Raw genomic sequence first — 18,994 nt, forward strand, 5'->3', positions numbered from 1 at the left:
GTCACCGACACGGTGGAATCGGGGTTGATCTGCGCAACGTGTGCCTCGACCAGCTTGGTCACTTCGGCGAAGGCAACCGCAACTGGGCCTCCGCCTGCTCCCGACGTCGACCATCGACTCACCAGACAGAACGTTCTCCTCAACCGCGGGCGGTGCGGACTTCAAATGCGTGGCGCACGAGGCTAGTTCTCCCGCGCCAGCCACCCCGTCTGGATGAGTCGGCTGCCCCGGCGCCGGGAGACGAAGTAACCCCGTCCCGGTGGCATCGGGCGGGCGCGGACGTTGCCGAGGAGTTCGCCCTCGCCCGGGTCGCCGGACAGGAGGACGCCCTGGGCGCCGAGTTCCTTGAAGCGTTGGATGAAGGGCTCGTAGGAGGCGCGGCTGGCGCCCGCGGAGCTGCGGGCGACGATGAAGCGGATGCCGATGTCGCGGACGTACGGGAGGTTCTCCAGTACCGCGAGCATTGGATTGTTGGAGGCCGTGCCGACCAGGTCGTAGTCGTCGATGACGACGAACGCCTGCGGGCCGGACCACCAACTGCGGTCGCGTAGTTGCTGCGGGGTGATGTCGGGGCCGGGTACGCGCCGCGACATGATGGTGTTGATCTGCTCCATGTGGTTCTGCAGCGCGCTGGGCGCCGCCGCGTACTGGAGCAGATGCGGGTCGGGTACGGCTCCCAGCAGGCCGCGCCGGTAGTCGCCGACGACGATCAGGGCCTCTTCGGGGGTGTACCGCTCGGTTATCTGTTTGATGAGCAGCCGCAGCAGTGCGGTCTTTCCGGACTCGCTGTCACCGAAGACCAGGAACAGCGGATCGCTGTCGAAGTCGACGAATACCGGTTCCAGGTCGTTCTCGTCGACGCCGATCGCCAGACCCCGCTCGGGGAACTCGAAGCCCTTCGGCAGCCTCCCCGCGGGCAGGTTGGTCGGCAGCATGCGCACCTTCGGGGCGAACGCCCCCGACCAGTTGGCCACCATCGTGCGCACGAAGTCCGCCGTGCCCTCGGACAGGTCCGTCGCCGAGGAGGAGCCGTCGATCCGGGGGAGCGCCGCCATGAAGTGCAGCCGCTCGGTGGTCAGGCCCCGACCGGGCGTGCCGATCGGCACGTTGACGGCGGTACGGCGGTCGATCTCCGAGTCGCCGGGGTCGCCGAGGCGCAGCTCCAGCCGGTTGAGCAGCAGGTCCTTCAGGGCCGGGCGGACCTCCATGTAGCGGGAGGCGGTGATGATGACGTGCACCCCGAAACCGAGGCCGCGACCGGCGATGTCGGTGACGACCGGCTCCAGCATCTCGTAGTCGGTCTTGAACGAACCCCATCCGTCGATCACCAGGAAGACATCGCCCCACTGCTCGCCCGGCAGCTCACCGGCCGCCCGGCGCTTGCGGTAGGTGGCTATGGAGTCGATGGACTCGCGACGGAACAGCGCCTCACGCCGGTTGAGGATCCCGGCCACCTCCGCGACCGTACGCCGGACCTTGTCGCCGTCCAGACGGGTGGCGACGCCGCCCAGGTGCGGCAGTCCGTCCAGCGCGACCATGGCACCTCCGCCGAAGTCCAGCCCGTAGAACTGGACTTCCTGCGGGGTGTGGGTGAGGGCGAAGGCGCTGATCACGGTGCGCAGCAGCGTCGAACGGCCGGACTGCGGGCCGCCGACGACCATCATGTGGCCCGCGGCACCGGAGAAGTCCCGGTACAGCACGTCGCGACGCTGCTCGAAGGGCTTGTCGAGCAGACCGACGGGCACCACCAGCCTGCCCAGTGCCGGGTACTCCGGCGCGGTCAGACCGCGCTCCGCCAGCGCCGACAGCGGCGGCAGCAACTGGTCCAGCGCGGGCGCCTCGTTGAGCGGCGGCAGCCACACCTGGTGGGCGGGCGGCCCCTGGCCGTCCAAGCGGCGCACGATCACGTCCAGCACGGTGTCCGAGACCGGTTCGTCCACGCCCGCCGTGGCCGCGCAGAAGTCCGGTGCGGGCGCGGCGTAGACCACCGGCACGTACGCGGCGCTGAAGCGCACCGGGCGCCGCTCCACCGGCAGCGGGTCGCCCGGGCGGGACGTGCTGCCGGTGCGGTAACTGCCGGATACGTAGGCGGCCTTGAACCGCACCATGGTGTCGGTGCCGAACTTCAGATACCCGGAGCCAGGCACCGACGGCAGGTGGTACGCGTCCGGCACGCCGAGTGCCGCCCTCGACTCGGCGGCGGAGAAGGTGCGCAGGCCGATCCGGTACGACAGGTAGGTGTCCAGGCCGCGCAGCCTGCCCTCCTCCAGGCGCTGCGAGGCGAGCAGCAGATGCACGCCCAGCGACCGGCCGATGCGCCCGATCTGGATGAACATGTCGATGAACTCGGGCTTGGCGGTGAGGAGTTCGCTGAACTCGTCGATCACCAGGACCAGCGACGCCAGCGGCTCCAGGGCGGCTCCGGCGGCCCGCGCCCGCTCGTAGTCGTGGATGTTGGCGTAGTTGCCCGATGCCCGCAACAGCTCCTGGCGGCGCTGGAGTTCACCGGTGATCGAGTCCCGCATGCGGTCGACGAGCGTCAGGTCGTCCGCCAGGTTGGTGATCACGGCCGCCACATGGGGGAGTTCGGCCATGCCCGCGAACGTCGCGCCGCCCTTGAAGTCGGCGAGGACGAAGTTCAGCGTCTCGGAGGAGTGGGTGACCGCCAAGCCCAGGACCAGTGTGCGCAACAGTTCCGACTTGCCGGAGCCGGTCGCGCCGACGCACAGGCCGTGCGGGCCCATGCCCTCCTGCGCCGCCTCCTTGAGGTCCAGCATCACCGGCTCGCCGTCCTCGCCGACGCCGATCGGTACCCGTAGCCGGTCGTGCTGCGCACGCGGCCGCCAGGTGCGGGCGACGTCCACCGTCGCGGCGTCGCCGAGCCCCAGCAGGTCGGTGAAGTCCAGGTTCGCCAGCAGCGGTTCGTCATCGTCGCCGCCACCCATCCGCAGCGGTGCCAACTGGCGGGCCAGCGCCTCGGCCTCGACGGCCGACAGCAGGTCGGGCACGCCCTCGTAGGCGGAGGTGCCCAGGGCTTCCAGCCACAGCGAGTCCGGGTGCACCACGATGGACAGCCCGCCGCGCGCCTCGTCCAACTCGCCCGCGACCACCTCGACCAGGGTGACCCCCTGCAGCCCCTCGGCGCTGGCCAGTACGGAGTCCGGCGGGACGGAACCGTGGTCCAGTACCACCACCACATGCGGCTGGTCCAGCAGCGGTTGACCGGAGCGGCTGAACCGGGGTCGCCCGTCGAGGCGGTTGGCCAGCAGTTCCTCCAACTCGCCCAGATCGTCCAGGAACAGCCGCCGCGTCCCCGCCCCGTCCAGCGCCCCCGGAAGCTGGGTGTGTGGAAGCCACTTCACCCACTCCCACTCCGACGCCGCGCCGCGGCCCGCTACCACCGCGATGACCAGGTCCTCCGGCGAGTGCAGGGCGGTGAGTTGGGCGAGCATGGCGCGGGCGGCGCCGTAGACCGAGTCGGGGGCGCCGGAGATGGTCAGGTGGTAGAAGGAGCGCAGGCTGATCGCCATCGGCAGGCCGTCGAGGGCGCCGTGCGCGGAGAGGAACTGGCGCATCGCGGCGGCGGTCAGCGGTTCGAGCTCGTCCACCGGCGCGGTGGTCGGCGCGACCAGCGGGGTCGCCAGCTGCTGCGGGCCGAGGCCGATGCGCACCTGGGCGAAGTCCTCGTCGTTGATGCGGCGTTCCCACACCCGCTTGCCCTCGGCGACCAGTGACCACAGCTGGTCGGGGGCGGGGTGCTGGTGGAACTGGGCGGCGCGCTGGGCGGCCGCCGTCTTGCGGACCTGCTTGCGCACCTGCGCCAGGTACTTGAAGTAGTCGCGGCGGGCCTGCGACATCTGGCCGCTGGGACCCTGGCGCATCTTGACCGCCTGGGCGATGGCCATCGCGCCCGTGGAGGCCACCATCAAACCGCCCATGACCTTCATGAACGCCTGCTGGCCCGGCATGAAGAAGAAGGCGGCCGACGAGGCCATGCTCAGCATCGGCAACAGGGCCATCAACATGCCCTGGTCCTGGGTCCGGGGCAGTTCGGGAGGGGTCTCCAGTCGCACCTCCTCGGTCGGGACCTCGGGCGGTACCGCCCGGGGCGGGCGCTTGACGACGACCACACTCACCGATGCATCAATCCTCAATGCGGAGACGACAGTTGCGCACCGGCGCCCCCCTGGCGACGGCCTCCCTCCGCGCGGGGGCCGATCCTACTGGGCATGCCAACTTCCCATCCCGATAGGGTGACGAGCCGCACCTGCCACGCCGTACGCACGCTAGGGGGAACCGCGAGGTGAGCACGACCGCAGGGACCGGCTTCTGCCGGGTCACCGTCGTCGCACCCGACAGCCGTATCGATGTCGCCCTTCCGGAGGACATCGCGCTCGCCGATGTCTACCCCGAGATCCTTCGGCTGTCCGGACAGTCGCAGGCGGACGGCGTGCCCACCGGCTGGCACCTGGTGCGGCGGGACGGCACGGTGCTGGACGGCGCGCGTTCGCTCGCCGCGCAGCGCGTGCTGGACGGTGAACTGCTCTCCCTGCGGCCGTTCGCCGAGTCGCTGCCGCCCGCGGTCTACGACGACGTGGTGGACGCCGTCGCCTCCGCCGTCACCCGCGACCTGCGGCGCTGGAGCGACGATCTGATGCGCGCGGCCGGACTGGTCGGCGGTGTGCTGCTGCTGGCCCTGATGGGCTTCGTGCTGTGGTTCGCCGACCCGGTACGGCACGACATGCACAGCCTGCCCGGGATCATCGCGGGCGCCGCGGGGGTGCTGCTGACCGCGCTGTCGGCGGTGCGCGCCCGGGTCTACCAGGACCGTGGCTCGGCCGTCGCGCTGGGGCTCGCCGCGCTGCCGCTGCTGATGATCGCCGGATCCGGCATCATCGCCGCCGACCCCGGACAGGGGCAGGGGCGGCTGCAGTTCCTGCTGGGCTGCGTCACCGTGCTGGTGGTGTCAACGCTGTTGATCGCCTTCACCCCGCAAGGTGATGCCCCGTTCGTGGCGGCCGCGTTCGTCTCCGGCGTCGGCACGCTGGCCACCTTCGCCGGGATCCTCACCCAGGCGTCCGCCACCGAGACCGCCGCGGTGTGCGCGGTCGCGGCGATCGCCGTCACCGCGTTCCTGCCCGCGCTGTCCGCCCGGTTCGCCCGGCTGCCGATCGGCTACACCGCGCCGCGCGCCGAGGGTTCGGAGGGCCGGGACGAGCCGGTGGACGAGGAGAAGGTCGCCGCCCGCGCCCGGCGCGGCCACGAGATGCTGCTCGGCCTGGTCGGCGGCTGCTCCGCGGTGGTGGTGGGCTGCGCCGCGGTGCTCGGCTTCACGCACTCGGTCTGGGCGCAGCTGCTGGCGCTGGCCGTCGGGGTGGCCACGCTGCTGCGGGCCCGGCTGTTCCGCTACACCGCGCAGGTCGGCTGCCTGCTGGTGGCCGGGCTGGCCGCGATCTGCCTGCTGGTGCTGGGGCTGTCCCTCAATCCTCCGGCGAGCCTGCTGCGCGACCTGCTCACCGGCAACAGCGCCCAGGTCGACATCCGCACCGTGTGGCTCGCCGCCAGTGTCGCGGCGGGCGCGGGGCTGCTCACCGCGATCGCGTTGATCGTGCCGAAGAAGGGCGTCTCGCCGTTCTGGGGCCGACTGCTGGACCTGGTCGAGGGCGCGGTGCTGCTCTGTCTCGTACCGTTGTGCCTGGCGGTGCTGAACGTGTACGCGGCGGCCCGCGGAATGACCTCCGGGTAACGGCTGGTACTCTGGGTGACCGCTGCATGCCCACATGCGGCTGTCCGCCGAGTCATCGAAGACCCGTCTGTGATGAAGACCAGGGGCGCTCGCGGACAACGAAACCTGAAGGAGTACGCGTGTCGCTCGACGCCGCCACGAAGAAGCAGATCATCGCCGAGTTCGGTTCCTCGGAGAGCGACACCGGCTCCCCCGAGGTCCAGGTCGCGCTGCTGACCCGGCGCATCTCGGACCTGACCGAGCACCTGAAGACCCACAAGCACGACCACCACTCCCGCCGTGGTCTGCTGCTGCTCGTCGGCCAGCGCCGCCGCCTGCTGCAGTACCTGGCGAAGAAGGACATCACGCGCTTCCGTACCCTGGTCGACCGCCTCGGCATCCGCCGCGGTGCGGCGGGCGCCAAGTAAGACGCCGTGAAGGGAGCGGTTCCCAGACCTGGGGGCCGCTCCCTTTGCCGTATGTGTGACTCCGCCGCGCATGTGCCCGGACCGCAAGCTTTGTAGGCTGGCCCCGGTACCACCTGACGAAGGCGACTTCGCACAGAAGACAACTTCACACTGGAGAAGCCTCGGGTAGAGGCTTCTGAAGAAGGAGGAGCGCCCGCGCCAGCCGACCGCAGAGTCGGTGCCAGAGGCGCCGGTCCTCGGTAGTGGCCCCCGGGCAGCGCGCTTGCGCGGCACCCGGTGGCTTCGATCGAAGACCGGCCCGGCCGGGACCGTGAGTCGGCACGTGCGGCGCTCCACCGCAGAGGGTCCCCGGGCGGTTGCCCGGGGGCGGACACAAGGAGAATCCCCATAGTGGAGAACGAGACCCACTACGCCGACGCCGTCATCGACAACGGTTCCTTCGGCACCCGTACCATCCGCTTCGAGACGGGCCGTCTCGCCCGCCAGGCCGCCGGTTCCGCCGTGGCGTACCTGGACGACGAGACCATGGTCCTGTCGGCCACCACCGCGTCGAAGCACCCCAAGGACCAGCTCGACTTCTTCCCGCTGACGGTGGACGTCGAAGAGCGGATGTACGCGGCCGGGCGGATCCCCGGCTCGTTCTTCCGCCGTGAGGGCCGCCCCTCCGAGGACGCGATCCTCACCTGCCGCCTGATCGACCGCCCGCTGCGCCCGTCCTTCAAGAAGGGCCTGCGCAACGAGATCCAGATCGTCGCCACGGTCATGGCGCTCAACCCCGACCACCTCTACGACGTGGTCGCCATCAACGCCGCCTCCTGCTCCACGCAGCTCGCCGGTCTGCCGTTCTCCGGCCCGATCGGCGGTGTGCGCGTGGCGCTGATCCGTGGCCAGTGGGTGTGCTTCCCGACCCACAGTGAGCTGGAAGAGGCCGTCTTCGACATGGTCGTGGCGGGCCGTACCCTCGACGACGGCGATGTCGCGATCATGATGGTCGAGGCCGAGGCCACCGAGAAGACCATCAAGCTGGTCGAGGGCGGCGCCGAGGCGCCGACCGAGGAGGTCGTGGCCGCCGGTCTGGAGGCCGCCAAGCCGTTCATCAAGGCGCTGTGCAAGGCCCAGTCGGACCTCGCCGCCAAGGCCGCCAAGCCGGTCGCCGAGTTCCCGATCTTCCTCGACTACCAGGACGATGTCCTGGAGGCGCTGACCGAGGCGGTCCGCGACGAGCTGGCCCAGGCCCTGACCATCGCCGGCAAGCAGGCCCGCGAGACCGAGCTGGACCGGGTCAAGGCGGTGGCCGCCGAGAAGCTGCTGCCGCAGTTCGAGGGGCGCGAGAAGGAGATCTCCGCCGCCTACCGCGCGCTGACCAAGAAGCTGGTGCGCGAGCGCGTCATCAAGGACAAGGTCCGCATCGACGGCCGCGGTGTCACCGACATCCGCACCCTGTCCGCCGAGGTCGAGGTCGTGCCGCGGGTGCACGGCTCGGCGCTGTTCGAGCGCGGTGAGACCCAGATCCTGGGCATCTCCACGCTGAACATGCTGCGCATGGAGCAGCAGCTGGACACGCTGTCGCCCGAGACGCGCAAGCGCTACATGCACAACTACAACTTCCCGCCGTACTCCACCGGTGAGACCGGCCGCGTCGGCTCGCCCAAGCGCCGCGAGATCGGCCACGGCGCGCTGGCCGAGCGGGCGCTGATCCCGGTGCTGCCGACCCGCGAGGAGTTCCCGTACGCCATCCGCCAGGTCTCCGAGGCGCTGGGCTCCAACGGCTCGACCTCGATGGGCTCGGTGTGCGCGTCGACCATGTCGCTGCTGAACGCCGGTGTGCCGCTGAAGGCCCCGGTCGCCGGTATCGCCATGGGCCTGATCTCGCAGGAGATCGACGGTGAGACGCACTATGTGACGCTCACCGACATCCTGGGTGCCGAGGACGCGTTCGGCGACATGGACTTCAAGGTCGCCGGTACCCGCAACTTCGTCACCGCGCTGCAGCTCGACACCAAGCTCGACGGCATCCCCGCCTCCGTGCTGGCCGCCGCGCTGAAGCAGGCCCGGGACGCGCGACTGCACATCCTGGACGTGATGAGCGAGGCGATCGACGTTCCGGACGAGATGTCCCCGAACGCGCCGCGGATCATCAGCATCAAGATCCCGGTCGACAAGATCGGTGAGGTCATCGGCCCCAAGGGCAAGATGATCAACCAGATCCAGGAGGACACCGGCGCCGAGATCGCCATCGAGGACGACGGCACGGTGCTGATCGGCGCCTCCGAGGGCGCGGCCGCCGAGGCCGCCCGCGCCACCATCAACGGCATCGCCAACCCGACGATGCCCGAGGTCGGCGAGCGCTACCTGGGCACGGTCGTCAAGACCACCACGTTCGGCGCGTTCGTCTCGCTGATGCCGGGCAAGGACGGTCTGCTGCACATCTCGCAGATCCGCAAGCTCGCCGGTGGCAAGCGCGTGGAGAACGTGGACGACGTGCTCGGCGTCGGCGCCAAGGTCCAGGTCGAGATCGCCGAGATCGACCAGCGCGGCAAGCTGTCGCTGATCCCGGTCATCGAGGGCGAGGACGGCGAGGACGGCGAGAACGACGCCGCGAAGGACGAGTCCGCCAAGTGACCTCGGCAACACACCGTGGGACGGCCCGCACCTCTTCCGAGGGGCGGGCCGTCCCCCGTACCACCACCCGCACCGTGCTCAAGGGCGAGGACGGCGGCGGCACGGTCCGCCGCACCATCCTGCCGGGCGGCCTGCGGATCGTCACCGAGACCCTGCCGACCGTGCGCTCGGCGACGTTCGGCATATGGGTCGGCGTCGGCTCACGGGACGAGACGCCCAAGCTCAACGGCGCCACGCACTACCTGGAGCACCTGCTCTTCAAGGGCACCGAGCGGCGTACCGCGCTGGACATCTCCGCGGCGATCGACGCGGTCGGCGGCGAGATGAACGCGTTCACGGCCAAGGAGTACACGTGCTACTACGCGCGGGTGCTCGACACCGACCTGCCGCTGGCCATCGACGTCATCTGCGACATGCTCACCGGCTCGCTGATCACCGCCGAGGACGTGGACGCCGAGCGCGGCGTGGTCCTGGAAGAGATCGCGATGACCGAGGACGACCCGGGCGACCAGGTGCACGACCTGTTCACCACCGCGGTGCTCGGCGACTCCCGGCTCGGCCGTCCGGTGCTCGGCACGGTCGACACCATCAACGCGCTCACCCGGGACCAGATCGCCCGCTTCTACAACCGGCACTACGGCGCCCCCAACCTGGTCGTCGCCGCCGCGGGCAACATCGACCACGGCAAGGTGGTGCGCCAGGTGCGGCGCGCCTTCGAACGCGCGGGCGCGCTCGGCGACCCGCAGGCGCTGCCGACCCCGCCGCGCTCCGGCTCCCGTCTGGTGCGCAGTGCGGGACGGGTCGAACTGCTCGACCACCGCACCGAGCAGGCGCACGTCATCCTCGGCATGCCCGGACTGTCCCGCACCGACGAGCGGCGCTGGGCGCTCGGCGTGCTCAACACCGCGCTGGGCGGCGGTATGAGCTCCCGGCTGTTCCAGGAGGTCCGGGAGAAGCGCGGCCTGGCCTACTCGGTGTACTCGTACACCTCCTCGTTCGCCGACTGCGGCCTGTTCGGGGTGTACGCGGGGTGCGCGCCGAACAAGACCGGCGAGGTGCTGAAGATCTGCCGCGACCAGCTGCACGACATCGTCGAACACGGGCTGTCCGACGAGGAGTTGCGGCGGGCCGCCGGGCAGATGTCCGGCTCCACCGTGCTGGGCCTGGAGGACACCGGGGCCCTGATGAACCGCATCGGCAAGAGCGAGCTGTGCTGGGGCGAGCAGTTGTCGGTGGGCGAGATGCTGGCCAAGATCGCCGCGGTCACCCCGGACGACGTACGGGCGGTGGCGCGTGATGTGCTGGACGCCCGCCCGTCGCTGGCCGCGATCGGCCCGTTGGGCAAGCAGACGGCCCGGCTGCACGAGGCCGTGGCCTGAGAACTCGGCCCCTGAACCGGAGGAAGCGCGAAAGATGAGCAGCAAGCTGCGGGTAGCCGTCATCGGAGCGGGCGGACGCATCGGCTCCGAGGCGGTACGTGCCGTGCAGGCCGCCGACGACATGGAACTGGTGGCCGCGCTCGGGCGGGGCGACTCGCTTGAGACGCTGACCGCCGCGGGCGCCCAGGTCGCCGTGGAACTCACCCACCCCGACTCGGTGATGGGCAACCTGGAGTTCTGCGTGCGAGCCGGGATCCACGCGGTGGTCGGCACCACCGGATGGACCGACGAGCGGCTCGCCACGCTGCGCGGCTGGCTGGCCGACTCGCCGTCCACCGGAGTGCTGATCGCGCCGAACTTCTCCATCGGCGCGGTGCTCGGCATGAAGTTCGCGCAGCTCGCCGCGCGGTTCTTCGAGTCCGTCGAGGTGGTCGAGTTGCACCACCGCGGCAAGGCGGACGCCCCGTCCGGCACCGCGACCCGCACCGCCCAACTCATCGCCGCGGCACGGGAGAAGGCGGGCATCCCGCCGCAGCAGGACCCGACCACGCACGGCCTTGAGGGCGCCCGCGGCGCGGACGTGGCCGGGGTGCCGGTGCACGCGGTGCGGCTGCGCGGGCTGCTCGCCCACCAGGAGGTGCTGTTCGGCGACGCCGGGGAGACGCTCACCATCCGGCACGACTCGCTGCACCACAGCTGCTTCATGCCGGGCATCCTGCTGGCCGCCCGCCGGGTCGGCGAGGTGCCGGGGCTGACCTTCGGGCTCGAACACTTCATGGATCTGGACTGACGACGTGCGCGCCAAGATCACGTATTTCGTCCTGGCCGCCGTCCTGGTCGTCTACTTCGTCCTGGCCGGCGACCGGGGTGTGGTGCTCATCGAGCAGGGCACGCCGGTCACCGTCGCCTTCGGCGTGGCCGTGCTGGTCATTCCGCTGATCGGCGCCTGGTTCCTGTGGCAGACAACGCGCTTCGCGCACCGCGCGGACCAACTCGCCAAGGAACTGGACGCCGAAGGGGGCCTGCCGGTGGACGAGTTGGCGCGCACTCCCGGCGGCCGGATCGACCGATCCTCCGCCGACGCGGTCTTCGCCCGGCGGAAGGCGGAGACGGAGGCGTCCCCGGACGACTGGCGCTGCTGGTTCCGGCTGGCGGTCGCGTACCACGACGCGCGGGACACGCCTCGCGCTCGGAAGGCTATGCAGCGGGCCATCGCGCTGCATGACGGGAAGTAACTCGGTTCCGGTTGCGGTTGGTTCGGCACCGCCGGGCACTTGTACGTGGTTGCTCGCCGTCGCGGCGGACAGTTCTTGCCATACACGCCGTACGGCTGGCCGCAGGTGAGACGGTAGAAAATCTCCGCAGCGACGGCGAGCAACCACCACGGCGGAGACCGGCGGTCTCAACTGACCGCAATCACAGGGGAGTTCACCGCCGGTGTCGCGCCGCCCACTCCTCGACCGTGTCGGCGGCCAGATCGAACGCCTCGGGCCTGCCGAGGAAATCCGCGTTGTGGTCGGTGATCAAAGTGCGCGGCTCGCCCGTCCCGTGCAGTACCAGCGCCTGCCCCTGAACCGTGCGCGGCAGCGCCAACCACCGCACCGGCTGCTGCGCGGTACGTATCGTGCCGACCCGCCTCCACGGCACCGTCGTCGTACGCAGCAGGCCCACCTGCCGCACCCCCCGGCCGCTCACCCAGACGCCCATCCGCAGCGACCGCAGCGCCCCGGCGATCACCAGCACCGCAACGCCCAGGCACGCTCCGGCGCCGGACGCGCTGCCCGCCGCCGCCTCGATCACCCCGGCGAACAGCAGGTACGAGGCGAGCACCAGCAGCAGCGAGGCGATCGCCACCCGCCAGGGACCGGGCCGGTACGGCCGCGTCCAGCGGTCGTCGCCGTCCGGCGCGGCATGGTGGTGGTGCCGCGCGGTGGGCGCGGCCTCCGAAGACTGGTCGGTGAGGAAGGACAGGGGCACGGCGTCGACGTCCCTTCCGTCGGACAGGCATCTGTGCCGGGTGAGGCTACCAGCGCCGCTCGGCGGGCGGTCAGGCGCGGCTCGGCGCCACCTCGGGCACCGAGCGCTCGCGTCGCGGGAGCAGCAGCGGGGTGGCCAGGATGGCGACACCGGCCAGCCCGAGCGCGGTGCGCGGGCTCGTGACGCTGGCCAGCAGGCCCCACAGGGCGGTCAGGGCCGCGATGGTGACCTTGCCGGTGACCGACCACGCGGACAGGGTGCGGGCGATCCGGTCCGGCGCGGTCCGCTCCAGCCGGTAGGTGGCGAGCACCGGATTGAACACTCCGCAGCAGCAGATCAGCCCGAACTCGACGCCCATGACCAGCACCAGCCCGGCGACGCCGGGCCGGATGAACGCCAACCCGAGCAACCAGCACGCCCGTAGCACCCCGGAGGCGAACAGGACCCGGTGCTGCCCGAACCGCGCGACGAGCCGACGGGCCAGCCGTGAGCCGACCAGGCCCCCGACGCACGGCAGCGCGAAGGTCAGGCCGTACTGCCAGGGCGCGTACCCCAGGCGGCCGAGCAGCAGCACGGCGAGCAGCGGTTCGGTCGCCATGATCAGGCCGTTGGACAGAACCGTGTTGAGGAACAGCGGCCGCAGCGCCGGGTGGCGCAGGATGTACCGCCACCCGTCGAGCAGGTCGGCGGCGCGCAGCCGCGGCGCGTCCGCCCGCGCGGGGCGCGGCTCCTGTCCGCCGATCGCCCGGATGCCCAACGCCGACAGCAGATAGCTGACCGCGTCGGCCAGCACGGTCGTCACCGGTCCGAACAGCCCGATCGCGGCCCCGCCGAGCGGCGGTCCGAGCACGATGGCGGTCCAACTCGTCGACTCCATGCGGGCGTTGGCGACGAGCAGGTCCTCCGGCCGTACCAGCGCCTTCAGATGTGCGCCGCTGGCCGCCTTGAACGTGATGTCGGCCGCGCCGACCACCACCGAGACGACCAGCAGTTGGACGAAGCTGAGCCAGCCGAGCGCGAACGCGGCCGGGATGCTCAGCAGCGCCCCGAACCGGGCCAGGTCCGCCGCGACCATCACCGGACGCTTGCGGCGGTACTCCATCCACGGCCCGAGCGGCACGGCGACGGCCGCCCCCACCACCGTTCCCGCGGCCGACAGCGCGGAGACCTCCGCGGTCCCGGCGTGCAGCACGAGGATCGCGATCAGCGGAAAGGCACCGAACCCGAGCCCCGTACCGAACGCGCTGACCGCGTAAGCCGTCCACAGCCACCCGAACCGCCGCCCCAGCGACCGCCTGCCCACCCAGCCCCCCGCCCCTCACCGCACAACCCGACGTTGACCGGCGAGATCTAAGCAAGCGGCCGACCAGCGGAGCAAACAACCGACCGAGCCCCAGCCACAACCGTCCGTTGTACAACTGGGGCGTGGACCTCAACGCCGTGCGCACCTTCGTCGCCGCCGCCGAGGCGGGCCAGTTCCAGGAGGCCGCCGCCGACCTGGGCATCACCCAGCAGGCGGTCTCCAAGCGCATCGCCGCGCTGGAGAAGGAGTTCGACGTCCGACTGTTCGCCCGTACCGCGCGCGGAGCCCGGCTCACCATCGACGGTCAGGCGTTCCTGCCGTACGCCCGCGACCTGCTGCGGGCCGAGGAACGGGCCGCCGCCTCGCTACGTCCCGGCCGCAGGGCGCTGCGCGTCGACGTGATCGGCCGTCGGCTGGCACCGGCGGTCCTGCTGCGCGACTACCACCGCGCGCACCCCGACACCGAGCTCGACATCGTGACCCTGCACGACGCCGACGCGGCCGTCGACGCTCTGCGCTCCGGCACGATCGACGCGTCCTTCCGGGCCGTCACCATGCCGGGGCGACAGCTGCCCGACGAGATCGAGGCCGCCCGGGTGTACGACGAGCCCGTGCAACTACTCACCGGCCCGGCCCATGAGTTCGCCGCCGCCCGTACGGTCACGCCCGCCCAGCTCGTCGGGCACCGGATCTGGATGCCCGGCCTCGCCACGGGCACCGAGTCGGCCGCGTACTACGACGAACTGGCCGCCGCCTTCGGGCTCACCATCGACCTGGTCGGCCCCAACTACGGCACAGAGCCGCTGCTGGACGTGATCGCCGACTCCGCGACCGTGGCGACCTTCGTCGGCGAGCAGACCTGGCTGCTGTGGCCAGCCGACTACGGCCTGCGGCGCATCGCCCTGCGCGACCCGACACCGGTCTACCCGCACTCACTGATCTGGCGCCGCGACAACCCGCACCCCGCACTCGCCGCCCTGCGCGCCTACCTCGGCACCCCACCGCTCGACCAGCCCGGCACCTGGACACCGGCATGGGCGAGGCGGCACCAGCAGCCGGGGTGTTAGGCAGGTCGGGCGAAGCCCGCTGCGGTGCGCCCTGAAGGGGCGCGGGGCTGTGTTCATGTGCGGCTCCGCCGCGTGGGCGCGACCAGCCACAACGGCACCGCTGACGATCGACGGCACATCGCCGCACTCCCAGCGGAGCGCCTAGCGGTGCTGCGCGGTGCCGGTGGAGCGCTGGCCCGTGGTGTCCGGCTGGTGTGCCTGCAGCGCGGGCGTGCCGAGGATGACGGCGCCCACCAGGGAGGCGACCACGGTGAGCGTGGCGAGCACACGTCCGGCGAGCTGGGCGCGGGTGGCACGTTCTCGCGGGGGAGGAGTCACATTGCTCCGGAAGCGGTCCGCCTCGGCGACGAAGGCGAACGGAACCGGCTCTCCCCGGCGGAACATAGGGCACCCTCCCTGGTCGTAGGCTCCCGCCTGCTTCAGCGTCCGTCCGGGAAACGTACGAAGCCGCCCGGTAGTGCCCGTTTCCCCCGGAATCCGCAGGAGTTCTTCGACGTAAGCTTGGCGCCGTCCCTGGGCGTCCCCAGGCGACCACCGCAGGCAGGAAGGACCATTGGTGACCGACACCTCCACTGAGACCGCCGTACGGTTCCGCAGTGACATGACCGTGCAGTTGGTCAAGCACAGCGCGGCCGACTCGGACGTGCTGTGGGCGGCGCGAGTGTCCACCGCGGGTGAGCAGTCCATCGACGAGCTGACCAAGGACCCCGAACGGTCCAAGGGGCTCATCAACTTCCTGATGCGCGACCGGCACGGCAGCCCGTTCGAGCACAATTCGATGACGTTCCTGATCAGCGCGCCGATCTTCGTCTTCCGCGAGTTCATGCGGCACCGCGTCGGCTGGTCGTACAACGAGGAGTCCGGCCGCTACCGCGAACTGCAGCCGGTGTTCTACCTGCCGGACGAGAGCCGCAAACTGGTGCAGGAGGGCCGTCCCGGCAAGTACGTCTTCGTCGAGGGCACCCCGGCGCAGCACGAACTGACCGGCCGGGTGATGGCGGACTCCTACCGCCACGCCTACGACGCCTACCAGGAGATGCTGGCGGCCGGTGTGGCCCGTGAGGTGGCCCGCTCGGTGCTGCCCGTCGGCCTGTACTCCTCGATGTACGCCACCTGCAACGCCCGTTCGCTGATGCACTTCATCGGTCTGCGCACCCAGCACGAGCTGGCCAAGGTGCCGTCCTTCCCGCAGCGGGAGATCGAGATGGTGGGCGAGCAGATGGAGGCGGAGTGGGCCAGGCTCATGCCGCTGACCCACGCCGCCTTCAACGCCAACGGACGCATCGCTCCGTGACGCACGCTGACGGGCGGACCACCGGAACAAGGCGCCAAGTGTCCAAATTGCGGGCATTGGTGAAGTTCATCTAGGCTGCAGAAACGGATTCCGGTGCTGCTTGGACCCCCGAGCAGGCAGCGCCGGAATCCTCTGAGCAGCCCTTGGGGCAGCCATGAAAGGTCCCCGAGGGGGCACCCCCGTACTCGCTACGAGTAGCGTTGGACCCATGGCTCCGACCTCCACACCGCAGACCCCCTTCGGGCGGGTCCTGACCGCAATGGTCACGCCGTTCACCGCGGACGGCGCCCTCGACGTCGACGGCGCACAGCGCCTGGCCGCCCATCTGGTGGACGCAGGCAACGACGGCCTGATCCTCAACGGCACCACCGGCGAGTCCCCGACCACCAGCGATGCGGAGAAAGAGCAGCTGGTCCGGGCGGTACGGGAAGCGGTGGGCGACCGCGCCTTCGTCGTCGCCGGTGTCGGCACCAACGACACCCGGCACAGCGTCGAACTCGCCCGCCAGGCCGAACGGGCCGGAGCCCACGGCCTGCTCACCGTGACGCCGTACTACAGCAAGCCCACCCAGGAGGGCCTGCACCGGCACTTCACCGCCATCGCCGACAGCACCGACCTCCCGGTGATGCTCTACGACATTCCGGGCCGCAGCGGTGTCCCGATCCAGACCGAGACCATCGTCCGGCTCGCCGAACACCCCCGCATCGTCGCCAACAAGGACGCCAAGGGCGACCTCGGCCGCGCCAGCTGGGCCATCGCGCGCAGCGGCCTGGCCTGGTACTCCGGCGACGACATGCTCAACCTGCCGCTGCTGTCGGTCGGCGCGGTCGGCTTCGTGTCGGTCGTCAGCCACCTGGTCACCCCGGAGCTGCGTGCCCTGGTCGAGGCCTACCTCGCGGGTGACGTGGCCAAGGCCCTGGAGATCCACCAGCGGCTGCTGCCCGTCTACACCGGCGTCTTCCGCACCCAGGGCGTCATCACCGTCAAGGCCGCCCTCGCCCTCAAGGGCCTGCCCGCGGGCCCGCTGCGGCTGCCCCTGGTGGAACTGTCCGAGGACGAGACCGAGCAGCTGAAGAGGGATCTCGGCGCAGGCGGGGTACAGCTTTAACAAAAGACTTCACAACCGAATACCGGACCAGAACTGAATACCGGACCAGAACCACAGCACGACGCACTCGCGCCACGATCCCGCGTAGGGCACGTGGCGCGAGTGGTAAGGAGACACTTTTGAGCCATCCGCACCCTGATCTCGCGGCGCCGCCTGCCCTGCCGCAGGGCGGTCTGCGCATCACCCCGCTCGGCGGTCTCGGTGAGATCGGCCGCAACATGACGGTCTTCGAATACGGTGGTCGGCTGCTGATCGTCGACTGCGGGGTGCTCTTCCCCGAGGAGGAGCAGCCCGGAATCGATTTGATCCTGCCTGACTTCAGCTCCATCAGGGACCGCCTCGACGACGTGGTCGGCATCGTCCTCACCCACGGGCACGAGGACCATATCGGCGGCGTGCCGTTCCTGCTGCGCGAGAAGCCCGACATCCCGCTCATCGGCTCGAAGCTCACCCTCGCCCTGATCGAGGCCAAGCTGCAGGAGCACCGCATCCGGCCGTACACGCTGGAGGTCGAGGAAGGCCGCCGGGAGCGCATCGGCCCGTTCGACTGCGAGTTCGTCGCCGTCAACCACTCCATCCCGGACGCCCTCGCGGTCGCCATCCGCACCCCCGCGGGCATGGTCGTGCACACCGGCGACTTCAAGATGGACCAGCTTCCGCTGGACGGCCGCCTCACCGACCTGCCCGCGTTCGCCCGGCTCGGCGAGGAGGGCATCGACCTGCTGCTGTCGGACTCCACCAACGCCGAGGTCCCCGGCTTCATCCCGCACGAGCGCGACATCTCGCCGGTACTGCGGCAGGTCTTCGCCAAGGCCGAGCGCCGCATCATCGTGGCCAGCTTCGCCAGCCATGTGCACCGCATCCAGCAGGTCCTCGACGCGGCGTACGAGTACGGGCGCCGGGTGGCGTTCGTCGGCCGCTCGATGGTGCGGAACATGGGCATCGCACGCGACCTCGGATATCTGCGGGTCCCCGGCGGGCTGGTGGTGGACGTCAAGACGCTGGACGACCTGCCGGACGAGGAGATCGTGCTGATCTGCACCGGCTCGCAGGGCGAACCGATGGCGGCGCTGTCCCGCATGGCCAACCGCGACCACCAGATCCGGATCGCCGAGGGCGACACCGTGGTGCTGGCCTCCTCGCTGATCCCGGGCAACGAGGCCTCGGTGTACCGGGTCATCAACGGGCTGACCCGCTGGGGCGCCAACGTCGTGCACAAGGGCAACGCCCGGGTGCATGTCTCCGGCCACGCGTCGGCCGGTGAGCTGCTGTACTTCTACAACATCTGCAAGCCGCGCAATCTCATGCCGGTGCACGGTGAATGGCGCCATCTGCGGGCCAACGCCGATCTCGGCATCGCCACGGGCATTCCGCGGGAGCGCACGGTCATCGCCGAGGACGGCGTGGTCGTGGACCTGGTCGACGGCACCGCCAAGATCACCGGCAAGGTGCAGGCGGGATACGTGTACGTCGACGGCCTCTCGGTCGGCGATGTCACCGAGACCTCGCTCAAGGACCGCCGCATTCTCGGCGACGAGGGCATCGTCTCGATTTTCGTGGTGGTGGACAGCACGACCGGCAAGGTCGTCGGCGGCCCTGACATCCAGGCGCGCGGCTCGGGCATTGAGGACGGGGCGTTCGCGCCGGTCTCGGCGAAGATCGAGGAATCGCTGCTCAGGTCGGCCGAAGACGGCGTCCTGGAACCGCACCAGGTGCAGCAGCTCATCCGACGGATCGTCGGCAAGTGGGTCTCCGACACCTACCGCCGTCGCCCGATGATCCTGCCTGTCGTCGTAGAGGTCTGACGGATCGTCATCGCGCGGGGCGCCCGGATTTGCATCCTGGCGCCCCGCTCCAGTACGTTGTCATCTCCCCGCCTCGCCGAGTGCCAGCGGACACGTCTGTGTCCGGTGGGTGGCTCGTGTGGGTGGGAAATCCGGCGGAAAGCTTCTGCTAAAGTCGGAGAGCGCGAAAGCCGAAAGGCAGGAACGCGAAGCAGTGAAATCCCGCCAGCGGGAATCGGGCCGGAAAGGGTCTGATAAGCTGGAGAAACCGAAGGGAAAGCCCGGAGGGGCCGGTGAGACGGTCTCG

14 protein-coding genes are annotated in these 18,994 nt (G+C 70.4%); 10 read left to right on the plus strand and 4 right to left on the minus strand.

Going from position 1 to position 18,994, the window contains the following annotated elements:
* Positions 1-182: 182 nt before the first annotated feature.
* On the minus strand, positions 183-4,136 hold the full coding sequence (eccCa, locus tag NON19_RS17100; RefSeq protein WP_255929016.1) for a type VII secretion protein EccCa: 3,954 nt from the start codon (positions 4,134-4,136) through the stop codon (positions 183-185).
* A gap of 167 nt (positions 4,137-4,303) precedes the next feature.
* On the opposite strand from eccCa, the gene eccD reads away from it, so the two are divergent.
* The 6 genes from eccD (at position 4,304) to NON19_RS17130 (ending at position 11,389) form a co-directional block, all read left to right on the plus strand.
* Entirely contained in the window at positions 4,304-5,746 is a 1,443-nt protein-coding gene (gene eccD / locus NON19_RS17105) for a type VII secretion integral membrane protein EccD (protein ID WP_255929018.1), read from the plus strand.
* Between the two features lie 119 nt (positions 5,747-5,865).
* The gene (rpsO, locus tag NON19_RS17110) at positions 5,866-6,153 is read left to right on the plus strand and encodes a 30S ribosomal protein S15 (RefSeq protein ID WP_255929020.1); all 288 of its coding nucleotides are present in this window, start codon (positions 5,866-5,868) and stop codon (positions 6,151-6,153) included.
* 390 nt (positions 6,154-6,543) lie between these two features.
* Positions 6,544-8,775, plus strand: coding sequence for a polyribonucleotide nucleotidyltransferase (locus tag NON19_RS17115; RefSeq protein WP_255929022.1), 2,232 nt, complete (start codon positions 6,544-6,546; stop codon positions 8,773-8,775).
* Entirely contained in the window at positions 8,772-10,154 is a 1,383-nt protein-coding gene (locus tag NON19_RS17120) for a M16 family metallopeptidase (RefSeq protein WP_255929024.1), read from the plus strand. The genes NON19_RS17115 and NON19_RS17120 overlap by 4 nt, the downstream gene beginning before the upstream one ends.
* Positions 10,155-10,188: 34 nt before the next feature.
* Positions 10,189-10,944: a 4-hydroxy-tetrahydrodipicolinate reductase gene (dapB, locus tag NON19_RS17125; protein WP_255929026.1), complete on the plus strand. Its 756-nt coding sequence runs from the start codon at positions 10,189-10,191 to the stop codon at positions 10,942-10,944.
* Between the two features lie 4 nt (positions 10,945-10,948).
* Entirely contained in the window at positions 10,949-11,389 is a 441-nt protein-coding gene (locus NON19_RS17130; protein ID WP_255929028.1) for a tetratricopeptide repeat protein, read from the plus strand.
* A gap of 193 nt (positions 11,390-11,582) precedes the next feature.
* Here NON19_RS17130 and NON19_RS17135 read toward each other — a convergent pair whose 3' ends face one another.
* The gene (locus tag NON19_RS17135) at positions 11,583-12,131 is read right to left on the minus strand and encodes an SCO5741 family PH domain-containing membrane protein (RefSeq protein WP_255929030.1); all 549 of its coding nucleotides are present in this window, start codon (positions 12,129-12,131) and stop codon (positions 11,583-11,585) included.
* A 70-nt stretch (positions 12,132-12,201) separates the two neighbouring features.
* Complete coding sequence (locus NON19_RS17140; protein WP_255929032.1) at positions 12,202-13,434, minus strand: MFS transporter; 1,233 nt, start codon at positions 13,432-13,434, stop codon at positions 12,202-12,204.
* A 122-nt stretch (positions 13,435-13,556) separates the two neighbouring features.
* Between NON19_RS17140 and NON19_RS17145 the strand changes: the two genes are divergently transcribed.
* Positions 13,557-14,501 carry a LysR family transcriptional regulator gene (locus tag NON19_RS17145; protein ID WP_255929033.1) on the plus strand — a complete coding sequence of 315 codons (945 nt, stop codon included), beginning with the start codon at positions 13,557-13,559 and terminating at the stop codon, positions 14,499-14,501.
* A gap of 141 nt (positions 14,502-14,642) precedes the next feature.
* On the opposite strand, the gene NON19_RS17150 is transcribed toward NON19_RS17145, so the two are convergent.
* Entirely contained in the window at positions 14,643-14,885 is a 243-nt protein-coding gene (locus tag NON19_RS17150) for a hypothetical protein (protein WP_255929035.1), read from the minus strand.
* A 172-nt stretch (positions 14,886-15,057) separates the two neighbouring features.
* On the opposite strand from NON19_RS17150, the gene thyX reads away from it, so the two are divergent.
* From thyX to NON19_RS17165, 3 genes are all read left to right on the plus strand, one after another.
* Positions 15,058-15,795, plus strand: coding sequence for an FAD-dependent thymidylate synthase (gene thyX / locus NON19_RS17155; protein ID WP_255929036.1), 738 nt, complete (start codon positions 15,058-15,060; stop codon positions 15,793-15,795).
* 208 nt (positions 15,796-16,003) lie between these two features.
* On the plus strand, positions 16,004-16,903 hold the full coding sequence (dapA, locus tag NON19_RS17160; protein ID WP_255929037.1) for a 4-hydroxy-tetrahydrodipicolinate synthase: 900 nt from the start codon (positions 16,004-16,006) through the stop codon (positions 16,901-16,903).
* Between the two features lie 119 nt (positions 16,904-17,022).
* Positions 17,023-18,708, plus strand: a complete 1,686-nt coding sequence (locus NON19_RS17165) for a ribonuclease J (protein ID WP_255929038.1) — start codon at positions 17,023-17,025, stop codon at positions 18,706-18,708.
* The last annotated feature ends 286 nt before the right edge of the window (positions 18,709-18,994 follow it).

The organism is Streptantibioticus rubrisoli, from assembly GCF_024436055.1.
GTDB lineage: Bacteria > Actinomycetota > Actinomycetes > Streptomycetales > Streptomycetaceae > Streptantibioticus_A > Streptantibioticus_A rubrisoli.